Source organism: Aestuarium zhoushanense (assembly GCF_056431045.1).
Genome location: NZ_JBWKMA010000022.1, coordinates 14,860 through 27,155 on the forward strand (window position 1 = coordinate 14,860; position 12,296 = coordinate 27,155).

Here is a 12,296-nt window from a genome sequence, read left to right on the forward strand (position 1 = left end):
GGATCAGTTCTCCTTGTTGAGGGCCGCGACTTCTTCGACGGCATCCTCGGCTTCGTGGCTGACGATCAGCGAACCGTCACCGGCCTTGATCAGACGCAGGGTGGCTTCGATCACGCGAACAACCATCAGGAATGCGCCGAACGGCAGAATGAAATACGGAACAAGGCGGGGCATCTTTTCGTAGGGTTCGCCTACGTTAAAGGTGTTCTCCAGCCAGCCTTGCAGGAACGGGATCGGGATCTGCTCGGTTTCATACCAACCTTGATCGCGAGTGTTTTCGAACCCTGTAGGGAACCAACGCCCACTCGTCGCGTCAAAGCCCGCAAACGGTGCCCAGTAATCCCAAGCCCCTTTGAGCAAAAGCAGCATATACGCCAAGGTGATCACAGCCGCCGCCAACGACATAACGAACCGAACACGCGGATTCACGATCGCCAAAATAGCGTCCACGCCCAAATGCATCGTCACCTTGAAACCATAGCTGATGCCAAACAGCACAAGCCACGCAAACAGGATCAAAACCAGCTCAAGCCCCCAGATCAACTGAGAGTTAAATGCATATCGCAGCACCACGTTCGCAAAAGTCACCAATGTCATCAGCCCCAAGAGGAGCGCGATAAAGGTTTCTTCGAATTCGTGGATTGCCCGCGATACGGGCCCCTTGGGCACATATTTTGTCGCCATGACAGTCCCCTACACCATTGGATGTAAAAAAGGCGGGCACCAGTGCAGCGCCCGCCGATAGAGTTGGGCCAGCCAAAGCCAGCCCAGATAGATTAGCCGCCGAACTGTGCGTTGAATGCCTGTGCAGCGTCGATGTTTTCTTGACCTACGTCCTCAAGGAACTTCGCCCAAACTGGCTGCATCGCATCAACCCAAGCCTGACGTTGTTCAGGTGTCAGAACGCGGATTTCGCCGCCCGCATCGAGGATCGCCTGACGTGCTTCTGCGTCGACTTGGCCAACAGCAGCGTTACGCTCGGTGGTCACTTCATTGAAGATGGTCAGGAACTGATCACGGGTTGCCGGATCAAGGCTGTCGAGCCAGTCAACCGAAGCCACAACGAGGTAGTCCAGAACACCGTGGTTGGTTTCAGTGGTGCCGTCCTGAACTTCAAAGAACTTCTGACCGTAAACGTTCGACCAGGTGTTTTCTTGACCGTCAACAACGCCAGTTTGCAGAGCGCCGTAAACTTCGGAGAATGCCATCGGCTGCGGCGACGCGTTCAGCGCCTCCATCTGAGCAACCAGAACGTCCGAGGTCTGAACGCGGAATTTCAGGCCAGCTGCGTCTTCTGGGGCGATCAGCGGAACGTTCGCCGAGAACTGCTTCAGACCGTTGTGCCAGAAGCCCAGACCCTGCAGGCCGCGGCGCTGCATGGAGTCGAGCATTGCCTGACCAGTGTCAGACGACTGGAACGCGTCAACAGCTTCGATGTTCACGAACATGAACGGAAGGTCGAAGATGCGGAATTGCTTGGTGAAGGTTTCGAACTTCGACAGCGACGGTGCTGCGAGCTGAACGTCACCCTGAAGCATTGCTTCGAGAACTTGGTCATCGTTGTAAAGGGTCGAGTTCGGGTAAACTTCGACGCACATCGTGCCGTCCATCTCAGCGTTTACACGCGACTGGAGCAGGCTCGCAGCGATCCCCTTGGGGTGCTTGTCGGTGTTGGTCACGTGCGCAAATTTGACGACGATCTCGCCTTCGTCACAGCCCATCGGGTCAGCGTAAGCAGCGTTTGCAGCAACAGCCAAAGCAGCGGCAGATACCGCGTATTTCATGAATTTCATTTGTTCCTCCCAAAGGATATTCGAACGCCCAATAAGGGCGGGTGGCATTAAGAAGCGTCAGCTAGGCACACCACGCAAGGCTATATTGCGCAGGGCGCATACATCGAAATTAACCTATTGTTTACAGTAAGTTGACAGCAGTCAACTTTCGCACACACCCATTCTGCAGATGTAAAGTGGCGGAAATCCACACACACTGTTAGCGCCAGATGTGCGGAAATCCGCACACCCCGAACGCTGAGTGAATCACCAAAAAGAGATCAGTTTGTGATCAATCGCGGTAAAGCTCTGCTTTTATCGCGTGCTTTGCCAGTTTGTCGTAGAACGTTTTGCGCGGCAGTTTTAGATGCTTCGCCGCAACGGTCGCGTTGCCATTATGACGGGTCAGCGCGGCGATGATTAACGACCGTTCGACCTGCGCCATTTGCTCTGCCAGCCCCAGTTCTTCGGTATGTGTCCCTTCGCCATCCGACAAACCCATCGCAAAACGCATCGCCGCATTCATCAGTGACCGCGCATTGCCCGGCCAATCCTGCGCCATGAGTTTCGAAATCACATCAGGCGTGATCTCGGGCACGGGAAGGTCAGATTGTTCGCAGGCGATATCGACGTAGTGACGGAAGAGCACTGGAATATCTTCGGGGCGTTCCCGCAGCGGCGGAATACGAATGGTTGCCGCCTGCAACCTGTAGAACAAGTCGGGCGAAAACCGTCCCTCTTGTGCCTCTTTGGCGAGGTCGGCATAGGTTCCCGCAATGATGCGAGGCCGATCATGCCCCTCCATCGCATCAAGGAGCGCAAATTGCGCGGCGGGTGACAACCGCAACACCTCGTCCAAAAAGATCGACCCATCCGCCGCATCTCGCAGCGCGACGGCCAGCGTCTCCCCCGTCATGGAGGCGGCAGAGAATTTCAGGAACGGCGCGTTTGACCCAACGGACAAGAGGTGCACCACCTCTGCCATCTTGGCCGTCCCGACCCCCGGTTCGCCTGTGATCAACACGTCGGCAGTCGTCCGTGCCACCGCCCTAGCGGCCTCTCGCATTTTGTGTGAATGTTCCGATTGCCCGCGCAAAAGCCGCGCCGCCGCATCGCCCGTCTCAACCTCACGGCGGAGACGACGGTTCTCCAAGATCAGGTTTCGGGTCTTTAGCGCACGTTCAACAGTGGCCAGCAAATCCTTGGGCGAACACGGTTTTTCCAGAAAACTGAACGCCCCACCAGAGATACCGCGCACCGCCATCGGCACGTCGGCCTCTCCCGTCAAAAGGATCACGGGCAGTTCCCGATCGACCGATTGCGCGAATTCCAAAAGCTGGAACCCGTCCTTACCGGGCATCCGCACATCGGTGACGACGACGCCGCTGAACGACTTCGCGATGTGGTCTTTGGCCTCGATGAACGACCCTGCAAGGATCGGTTTCAGATCAGCTAGTTCGAGCGTCTGCCCCAGTGCTTCGCGCACTTCTTTGTCATCATCGACCAAGAGAACATGTCTCGCGCTCATGCTGCGTCCCGTCCTTTTGTAGCGTCTAATTCAACGGTGAAAATGGCACCGCCATCGGGATGATTGCGACCACGGATCGCGCCGCCGAAACTCTGCACCAGACCATAGGAAATCGAAAGGCCAAGGCCCATACCTTCGGCGGCGCCCACCTGTTTGGTCGAATAGAACGGGTCAAAGATTTTTTCAGGCTCCGCAATCCCTGGCCCTGTGTCACGTACCGACACCGTCACACGGTCCCCTGCAATGACGTCGATATGCACAGCCTTTTCGTCTTGCCCTTCCATCGCGTCGATGGCGTTCGAAATGAGGTTCAGAACCACCTGTTGCAAGCGCACTTCCCCTGCCCTGACCCAAATCGGAGCCTCGGTTTTGTCCCAGTGCAGAACAGCGCCTTCCTGACGCGCTTTGGTCGCGGCCATCTCCATCGCGGCTTCAATCGCGGCGCCAACCTCAACATCGGTGAGCGGTTCGCTCTCTTGACGAGAGAAGGCCCGCAGATTGCGAATGATGCGTCCCATACGGCGGACAAGTTCGGAAATGCGGTTCAGGTTTTCGGCGGCCCGTTCAGGGTTTCCCCGTTCCAGAAACGCCTCGGCGTTTTCAGCAAAGGATCGGATCGCCATAAGCGGTTGGTTCAGTTCATGACTGATGCCAGCCGACATTTGCCCCAAGGCCGAAAGCTTGCCCGCCTGCACCAGATCATCCTGCGCCTTTTTCAAACGCGCCTCAGCAGCGGTCCGTTCGGCCACCTCACGACGGAGGTTCACGGCAACAGCCTCTAGCTCTGATGTGCGCCGTTTCACCCGCGCCTCAAGCAATTGGTTCGCCCGCGCCAAAGTCCGCCGTCGTTCGGTCGCCAGAAACAGCATCGCGCCAAACGCAAGAGACAACGCCGCCGCGACAGCCGCCTGAAGCCCTGCGATTTGTCGTGCAGGGGCCACGTCCAGCAGTGCCTCCCCTGTCAAACCAACGGTTGGCATGCTGAGCGTCAGATGCAGCGCTTCATTCGGGAGGTAACGCCCACCGTCGATTGACCAGATATCATGCGGGCCGCGCATCCTGCTGTCGTAGTCAAAGAACGGCGCGATGTCGTCGGCGCGGTAGTCGTCGCTGTCAGCCACAGCGGTAATGTCATTCGATCGCGAACGGAACACCAACTCGGAACGGTTCGACACAAAGACAACGTCCAATTCATCGGTGAACAGAACCGCAGGACGATCCCCGCGCCACGAGGCCTCGATCGCCTCAACGTCGACGGTGACGGTCACTGCGCCCACAACGGGGCCTTCGGGACTGAACACGGGCGAGGTAAAGGTGAACACGCGCCGCCCGAAGGGTTCGCTGAAATAGTGATCAACGCCCAGTGCGCCGCTCATCGCACGTTTGAACCCATAGCGGTCGACCTGCGGCGCAGCGATCCCACGGGCGCTGGCCAGAACGTCGCCGGCCGTGTTCGACACCGTCACATCGAGCGCACCCGTTTTATCCGCAATCTGCGCCAATGTGGATTTCGCGTCCCATCCTGCCAAGGCGACGCCGACCACAGGATGATCTGACACGAGAGCCGCGAGTTCACGAAAACTCTGTAATTCGCTGGTCAATCGATCTGCCGCTAAGGCCAAATCCGACCGCCCCCGTCGCGCCAATTGATCCAAGGCCGCGCCGTAGCCCCACCACCACACAGCGCCCGTCAATACACCCAAAAACCCTGAAAACAGGGCCACGGCGATTAGACGGTGAGAGAGGCTCGAACGGATTGGGGCAGAGTAGAAAATCCCGCTTGTCTTGACCAGAGAGGATCGTCAAAGTTGCACCATGCAACGTTTCGACCAATCCCCGACTGACCCCGATTTTGTCCAAAACCCTTACCCGCTTTACGATCAGATGCGTGCTGCTGGCGATTTGGTCTATTGGTCCGACTACGATAAAGTGTGCGCGACATCCCACAAGGCCGTGACGACGATCCTCAAGGATCGACGGTTTGGCCGCGAGGCACCCGCCGAATTCGCCCGCGCCATTCCTGACCACCTACGCCCCTTCTACGACATTGAAGCGCATTCGATACTAGAACTAGAACCGCCACGGCATACAAAGCTGAGGGCACTGGTGATAAGGGCGTTTACGTCGCGTGGGATCGCGTCGTTGGGGCCGATGATCAGTGAATTGGCGAACGATTTGATCGATCAGTTCCCTGACGGGCCGTTTGACATCATCGACGCCTTTACGCGACCCATCCCTGTGATCGTGATCTGCCGATTGCTCGGCGTGCCAGAGGATCGCGCCTCTGACCTGTTGCGGTGGTCGAACGATATGGTCGCGATGTATCAGGCCCGCCGCACCCCCGCGATTGAAGCGGCCGCTGTCGCTGCAACGCTCGAATTCCGCGCCTTCCTGACTGATTATATCGCGGCCCGACGGAAGGCCCCGAAATCCGACCTTCTGTCCGATCTCATCGCAGCAGAGGCCGAGGGGGAAAAGCTAACCTCGGACGAATTGATCGCGACTGTGATGGTGCTGTTGAACGCGGGGCATGAGGCTACGGTTCACACGTTAGGAAACGGCATCAAGGCACTGATTGAAAACGGCAAACCTGACGTGACACCTGCAACCGCCGAGGAAATCCTGCGCTTTGATCCGCCGCTCCATATGTTCATGCGTTGGGTCTATGAGGACGTGACGCTCTTTGGACATGACTTCAAACGCGGGGATGAGGTGGGTTGTCTGTTGGCGAGCGCGAACCGCGATCCTGCAGCGTACTCTGAACCCAATACGTTCCAAGCTGATCGCAGCGGCCCCGTGAATGCCAGCTTTGGCGGCGGCATCCATTTCTGTGTTGGCGCGCCACTCGCAAGGATGGAAGTTCACCTCGCCCTTGATGCGCTATTCACCCGCTGCCCCGACCTACGGATGACAGAGCCCGCGACCTATGCGGATCTCTATCATTTCCACGGGCTAGATCGGTTGATGGTTACAACGGCAGCTCAAGCGTCGACTTGATCTCTTCCATCGACAAGAGCGCGGTCACGTTGTGGATGCGCACCTCCGAAATCAGAGCCTGATAAAATTCGTCATAAGCACGGGCGTTTTTCACGCGGACCTTCAGGATGTAGTCAATATCCCCTGCAAGGCGGTGCGCCTCTTGAACCTCGGGGCGGGCCTGCAACGCGGCGAGGAATTTGCGCTGCCAATCGGCCTCGTGTTCGCTGGTGCGGATCAGGACAAAGAAACATGCCTCGAACCCAAGAGCCTCTGCATCCAGAAACACCGTCTGACGACCAATGATATTGGCCTCTTTCATCTTGCGGATACGATTCCAAACAGGCGTCTTTGAGGACCCAACATTGCGGGCAATATCGTCGAGCGACTGCGCCGCGTCGGCCTGAAGCTCCTTGAGGATTTTCCGATCCATATCGTCTAACCGAAACGCCATTCTGTATTCCCCGCTGGATTGGAACAAACGTCATCACTGGACGCACAGGGCGAACATACGTCCTTATTCATCGGACGCAATAGGCAAAAAGGGGGATATTATTCTATATATCCGTGTAGAAACCGGAGCGTCCCATGCAGCACTTTCCAATCTTCCTATCGGTGACCCACCGCCGCATCGTCCTGACAGGTGGTGGCGAGGCGGCACTGGCGAAATTGCGTCTCTTGCTCAAGACTGAGGGCAAGATCACTGTTTTCGCAGATGCCCCGCATCCTGACCTTCTGCGTATGGCGGCTGAGGGTCGCCTCTCGCTGGTTCAGAGGGCGTTCGATTACGGCGATACGCTCTGCGCACGGTTGGTTTATGCGGCGAACGAAGATGCAGTCGAAGACGCCCGTGTCGCACGTATTGCCCGCAGCGAGGGTGCGATCGTTAATATCGTGGACGATTTGCATGGATCGGACTTTATCACGCCCGCGATTGTTGACCGTGATCCTGTAACGATTGCAATCGGCACCGAGGGCGCAGCCCCTGTTTTGGCGCGCGCGATTAAGGCGGACCTTGAGGCGCGTTTGCCATCCAACCTTGGTCTTTTGGCACGGGTGGGTAAGGCGTTCCGTCATGCGGTGGACATTCTGCCAATGGGCCGCAAGCGTCGCGATTTCTGGGCGGACTACTATTTCAACACGGGCCCCAAGGCTGTTGAGACAGACGGTGAAGCTGGTGCGCAGTCGGCGCTTGAGGCCACGCTCGATCATCATGTGATGGCAAAGACCCGCAAAGGTCATGTTGACCTCGTTGGCGCGGGTCCAGGTGATCCAGAATTACTGACTTTGAAGGCTCGTAAAGCGCTGGATGAGGCCGATGTTGTAATCTACGACCGTTTGGTTGCGCCTGAAATCCTCGAACTGGCCCGCCGTGAGGCGATTATGGTCGATGTGGGTAAAGAGGGTTTCGGTGTTTCGACCTCTCAGGACGACATTAACGATCTGATCGTTGAGCATGCGAAAGATGGCCACCATGTTGTGCGCCTCAAATCGGGTGATCCAACTGTCTTTGGCCGTTTGGACGAAGAAATCGAAGCGATTGAGGCGGCTGGGATCAGTTACCGCATCGTGCCGGGCATCACTGCGGCCTCTGCTGCCGTTGCGCAAATCGGGCAGAGCCTGACGAAACGCGGCCGCAATGGATCGGTTCGTCTGCTGACGGGTCACGATATGAAAGGCTTTGCCGAGCAGGACTGGCGTGGTCTAGCCCGCGACGGTGAAGTCGCCGCGATCTACATGGGCAAACGCGCTGCGCGTTTCGTTCAGGGCCGTCTGTTGATGCACGGCGCGTCGGCTGACACGCCTGTGACCATCATCGAAAATGTCTCTCGTCCTGAAAGCCGAGTGATCGCCACAACCTTGGCCGAGCTAGAGCCGACGATGTCGACCTCTGGCCTCACTGGCCCTGCCCTCACCTTTTATGGACTTGCGCCGCGTCACGCGGTTCAGGTCGCCCGCTCTCTACCGCAAAAGGAGGCCGCACAATGAGCCGCCGCTTTACCCCAAAAGTGATTACCGCAAACCTTCTCCTTGATGGGGATGCTGTCTGGCTGACCGCCGACGACCGCTGGTCGAAGTCGATGCTTGATGCTGAGCTTATTGAGGACGAAGCCCACGCTGACATCCGCATCCTCTTTGCCAACGGTCAAGCAAACATCGTCGTCGGTCCGTACCTCGCAGATGCAAAGGCTGGCCCGAACGGCCCCGAACCGACCCATTTCCGCGAAGAATTCCGCACCCGTGGCCCGTCCAACTATGCCCACGGCAAACAGGTGGAGCTGAACTAATGTATAAGTATAACGACTTTGACGAAGCCTTTGTCCGCTCTCGCGTTGCGCAATTCCGCGATCAGGTGGAACGCCGCATTGAAGGTCAACTGACCGAAGACGAATTCCGTCCGCTCCGCCTGATGAACGGCCTGTATCTGCAGCTGCACGCCTACATGCTGCGCGTTGCGATCCCCTACGGTACGCTCAACAGCCGTCAAATGCGCCAGCTCGCAATGATTGCGGAAAAGTGGGACAAGGGCTACGGCCACTTCACCACCCGTCAGAACATCCAATTCAACTGGCCGAAACTGCAGGACGTGCCTGATATCCTCGAGGCATTGGCCGATGTGGAAATGCACGCGCTGCAAACCTCGGGCAACACGATCCGCAACGTGACGGCTGACCACTTTGCTGGTGCTGCCGCCGATGAAGTTGCGGACCCGCGTCCTGTGGCTGAACTGCTGCGTCAGTGGTCCACCGACCACCCAGAGTTCCAGTTTCTGCCTCGTAAGTTCAAGATCGCTGTCTCTGGCGGCGAACAAGACCGCGCCGTGACCAAAGCGCACGATATCGGCATCCGCATCGTCCGTAATGCTGCAGGCGAGATCGGTTATCAGATCATCGTCGGCGGTGGTTTGGGCCGTACCCCGATGATCGGTAAGGTTATTCGTGACTTCCTCCCTAAAGAAGACCTGCTGCCTTATGTTGAGGCCGTCGTGTCCGTTTGGAACCTGCTGGGTCGTCGCGACAACAAGTATAAAGCACGGATCAAAATCACCGTGTTCGAGAACGGCTTGGAAGAATTCACTCAACTTACGGATGAACGTTTCGAACAAATTCGGGCAGGATTTACGGGTGTCGATCAGGAAATTCTTGCAGAAATCGAACAATTTTTCCAAGAACCCGAATACTCAACTAAATCTAAAGGTGTATTCGACGCACGCTACGCGACGGACCCTGCGTTCCGGTCTTGGGTCGACACGAACCTGAGCGAACACAAGGCAGATGACTATGCCATCGTCACCATTTCGGTGAAAAAGCACGGGGCAACTCCGGGTGATGCGACCGCTGACCAGATGCGGGCGATGGCCGACCTCGCCGAGGCCTATGGTCACGACGAACTGCGCATCAGCCATGAACAAAACGTTGTTCTGCCTCACGTTCACAAGGCCGACCTGCCCGCGATCTATGACGCGCTAAAGGTTGCTGATCTGGCAACCGCGAACGTTGGCCTGATCTCTGACATCATCGCTTGCCCCGGCATGGACTATTGCGCCCTTGCGACCGCACGTTCGATCCCGATCGCACAGGAAATCGCGCAGCGTTTTGACGACCTGAAGTTGGAACATGACATTGGTCCGCTCAAGATCAAAATCTCGGGCTGCATCAACGCATGTGGTCACCACCACGTGGGCCACATCGGTATTCTTGGCCTTGATCGCGCTGGGGTTGAAAACTACCAGATCACACTTGGCGGTGACGGCACCCAAGACGCGGTCATCGGCGATAAAACGGGCCCCGGCTTTGCGGCTGAGGAGATCACCAACGCAATTGAACGGATCGTTATGGCTTACCTCGCCCTGCGCCAATCGCCTGCTGAGACGTTCCTCGACGCCTATAAGCGCCTCGGCCTAGAGCCGTTCAAAGCCGCACTCTACGAGGAGGCCGCAGCCCATGCCGCTGAGTGAACCCGTCCAACAACGGGTTGACGCTCTGAATGCCCGCTACAAACACCACAGTGCAACTGCGGTTCTCGAACACGCGCTAAAGGACGCTCAAGTCGGTAAAACGGCGATGGTGTCGTCCTTTGGGGCAGAGTCCGTCGTGCTTTTGCACCTCGTGTCCGTCATCGATAACACAACACCCGTGTTGTTTATCGATACCGAAATGCTTTTTGCCGAAACGCTGGCTTATCAGCAGGAACTGACAGAACGTTTGAACCTGAAAAACCTTCAGATCATTCGTGCGGCGGATAAGGCAAAGCGGATTGAAGACCCTGATGGCACGCTGCATCAGTTCAACACTGATGCCTGCTGTAACCTGCGCAAAACCCAGCCATTGCAAGACGCGCTCAAGGGCTATGACGCATGGATTACAGGTCGGAAACGGTATCAGGGCACGACCCGCGCTGCGCTCGAGTTCTTTGAGAACGAGGACGATCACAGGATCAAGATCAACCCGCTCTGCCATTGGGATATGAACGATCTGCAGGACTATATGACCGAAAACCGTCTGCCGCGTCACCCGCTGGTCGCCCAAGGCTATCCGTCCATCGGTTGCGCCCCCTGCACCAGCCCTGTGAAAGAAGGCGAAGACCCGCGCGCTGGTCGCTGGCGCAACTCGAACAAAACCGAATGTGGCATCCACATCGTAGATGGCAAGGTCGTGCGCAACGGCCAAGCCGCCTAAGGAGACTGACATGACTGTAATCGTCACCGATACCGGCTTTGCCGCCGATGACCACAACGCACCGTTCACCGCATTGGGAGAAGCAGCGGGTGAAACCGCGATCATGATCCCGTCGAACACCAATCCTGCAGATTTGCCCAAGGCGCTCTCTGCCTCGGTGATCGCGGTCGAATTCCCGTCCTTTGCGGACGGTCGCGGGTTCACCCTTGCGGCACAACTGCGCCGCCTCGGGTTCAAAGGCCGCCTCCGCGCCCAAGGGCACGTGATCTGCGAACAATATGCCATGGCCCGCCGTTCGGGCTTTGACGAGGTCGCGATCAGTGACGAATTGGCCGCACGTCAGCCTGAAAACCTGTGGCTGACACGTGCAAATTGGCAAGCAAACGATTATCAGGCGCGTATGCGGGGCTGAATTGCCCTTTCCTGACACAGATCAAAGTTTAATGATGGATTGGGCTTTAAGCCGCCCATATGACAGATATGACCGAACAGACACTCGTGAAAGACGCCCCCGTGAAAGAAGCCGCTGCAAAGCCACACCTGCCTGACGCTCAAGTCGTCACGGAGGTAAAGCACTACACCGACCGCCTGTTTTCGTTCCGCTGCACCCGTCCTGCGTCGATGCGGTTCCGTTCGGGCGAGTTTGTGATGATCGGCCTTATGGGTGATCCTGATCCTGCAACGGGCAAACAAAAACCGCTGTTGCGCGCGTATTCCATCGCCTCGCCGTCGTGGGACGAAGAGTTGGAGTTCTATTCGATCAAGGTTCAAGACGGCCCGCTGACCTCGAAGCTTCAACACATCAAAGTCGGTGATGAAGTGATTTTGCGTCCGAAACCTGTTGGCACACTGGTGCATGATGCGCTTCTGCCCGGCAAACGGATTTGGTTCTTTGCGACTGGCACCGGCTTTGCGCCGTTCGCGTCGCTCTTGCGTGAACCACAAACCTACGAAGACTACGATGAGGTCATCATCACCCACACCTGCCGCGAAGTGGGCGAACTGAAATATGGTCACGACCTGATCGAAAGCCTGAAAACCGACGAGTTGTTGAACGAGGTGATCGGTGACGGCTTCTGGAAAAAAATCAAGTACTACCCGACCACCACTCGCGAAGAGAGCCCGAAAATGGGCCGCATCACCGACCTGATGCGCAAGGGCGAAGCGTTTGAGGATCTCGGCGTGCCGCAGATCAACCCGAACGACGACCGCGCGATGGTCTGTGGTAACCTCGCCTTTAACCTCGAGATCAAAGACATGCTCGAGGGCTATGGTCTGGTTGAGGGCGCGAATTCGAACCCACAGCATTACGTGGTTGAAAAAGCCTTCCTCGATTGATCG

Annotated in this window: 12 protein-coding genes; 7 read left to right on the top strand and 5 right to left on the bottom strand. The window is 57.1% G+C overall.

Translation table 11 applies throughout. From position 1 onward, the window contains the following. Positions 1-3 precede the first annotated feature (3 nt). The 4 genes from AC07ED_RS07535 to AC07ED_RS07550 all read right to left on the bottom strand — a co-directional run bounded on the left by AC07ED_RS07535 (position 4) and on the right by AC07ED_RS07550 (position 5,024). Entirely contained in the window at positions 4-684 is a 681-nt protein-coding gene (locus tag AC07ED_RS07535; RefSeq protein ID WP_105235243.1) for a TRAP transporter small permease, read from the bottom strand. Between the two features lie 92 nt (positions 685-776). Further along, positions 777-1,793, bottom strand: coding sequence for a DctP family TRAP transporter solute-binding subunit (locus AC07ED_RS07540; RefSeq protein WP_105235244.1), 1,017 nt, complete (start codon positions 1,791-1,793; stop codon positions 777-779). Between the two features lie 271 nt (positions 1,794-2,064). Further along, positions 2,065-3,300, bottom strand: coding sequence for a sigma-54-dependent transcriptional regulator (locus AC07ED_RS07545; protein WP_105235245.1), 1,236 nt, complete (start codon positions 3,298-3,300; stop codon positions 2,065-2,067). Further along, on the bottom strand, positions 3,297-5,024 hold the full coding sequence (locus AC07ED_RS07550) for an ATP-binding protein (protein WP_245918053.1): 1,728 nt from the start codon (positions 5,022-5,024) through the stop codon (positions 3,297-3,299). Before AC07ED_RS07550 ends, AC07ED_RS07545 begins: the two co-directional genes overlap by 4 nt. A gap of 91 nt (positions 5,025-5,115) precedes the next feature. Between AC07ED_RS07550 and AC07ED_RS07555 the strand changes: the two genes are divergently transcribed. Continuing rightward, positions 5,116-6,297: a cytochrome P450 gene (locus AC07ED_RS07555; protein WP_105235247.1), complete on the top strand. Its 1,182-nt coding sequence runs from the start codon at positions 5,116-5,118 to the stop codon at positions 6,295-6,297. Here AC07ED_RS07555 and AC07ED_RS07560 read toward each other — a convergent pair. Next, positions 6,269-6,730: an Lrp/AsnC family transcriptional regulator gene (locus tag AC07ED_RS07560; RefSeq protein ID WP_105235248.1), complete on the bottom strand. Its 462-nt coding sequence runs from the start codon at positions 6,728-6,730 to the stop codon at positions 6,269-6,271. The genes AC07ED_RS07555 and AC07ED_RS07560 overlap by 29 nt on opposite strands. A gap of 134 nt (positions 6,731-6,864) precedes the next feature. Between AC07ED_RS07560 and cysG the strand changes: the two genes are divergently transcribed. The 6 genes from cysG to AC07ED_RS07590 all read left to right on the top strand — a co-directional run bounded on the left by cysG (position 6,865) and on the right by AC07ED_RS07590 (position 12,293). After that, the gene (gene cysG / locus AC07ED_RS07565) at positions 6,865-8,265 is read left to right on the top strand and encodes a siroheme synthase CysG (RefSeq protein ID WP_105235249.1); all 1,401 of its coding nucleotides are present in this window, start codon (positions 6,865-6,867) and stop codon (positions 8,263-8,265) included. Beyond that, positions 8,262-8,564, top strand: a complete 303-nt coding sequence (locus AC07ED_RS07570) for a DUF2849 domain-containing protein (protein WP_105235250.1) — start codon at positions 8,262-8,264, stop codon at positions 8,562-8,564. The genes cysG and AC07ED_RS07570 overlap by 4 nt, the downstream gene beginning before the upstream one ends. Beyond that, positions 8,564-10,234 (top strand): nitrite/sulfite reductase, encoded by a 1,671-nt coding sequence (locus tag AC07ED_RS07575; RefSeq protein ID WP_105235251.1) that lies wholly within the window; start codon positions 8,564-8,566, stop codon positions 10,232-10,234. The genes AC07ED_RS07570 and AC07ED_RS07575 overlap by 1 nt, the downstream gene beginning before the upstream one ends. Then, entirely contained in the window at positions 10,221-10,955 is a 735-nt protein-coding gene (locus AC07ED_RS07580) for a phosphoadenylyl-sulfate reductase (protein WP_105235252.1), read from the top strand. The genes AC07ED_RS07575 and AC07ED_RS07580 overlap by 14 nt, the downstream gene beginning before the upstream one ends. A gap of 10 nt (positions 10,956-10,965) precedes the next feature. Further along, on the top strand, positions 10,966-11,367 hold the full coding sequence (locus AC07ED_RS07585) for a DUF934 domain-containing protein (protein WP_105235253.1): 402 nt from the start codon (positions 10,966-10,968) through the stop codon (positions 11,365-11,367). A 68-nt stretch (positions 11,368-11,435) separates the two neighbouring features. Then, positions 11,436-12,293, top strand: coding sequence for a ferredoxin--NADP reductase (locus tag AC07ED_RS07590; RefSeq protein ID WP_105236362.1), 858 nt, complete (start codon positions 11,436-11,438; stop codon positions 12,291-12,293). Positions 12,294-12,296 lie beyond the last annotated feature (3 nt).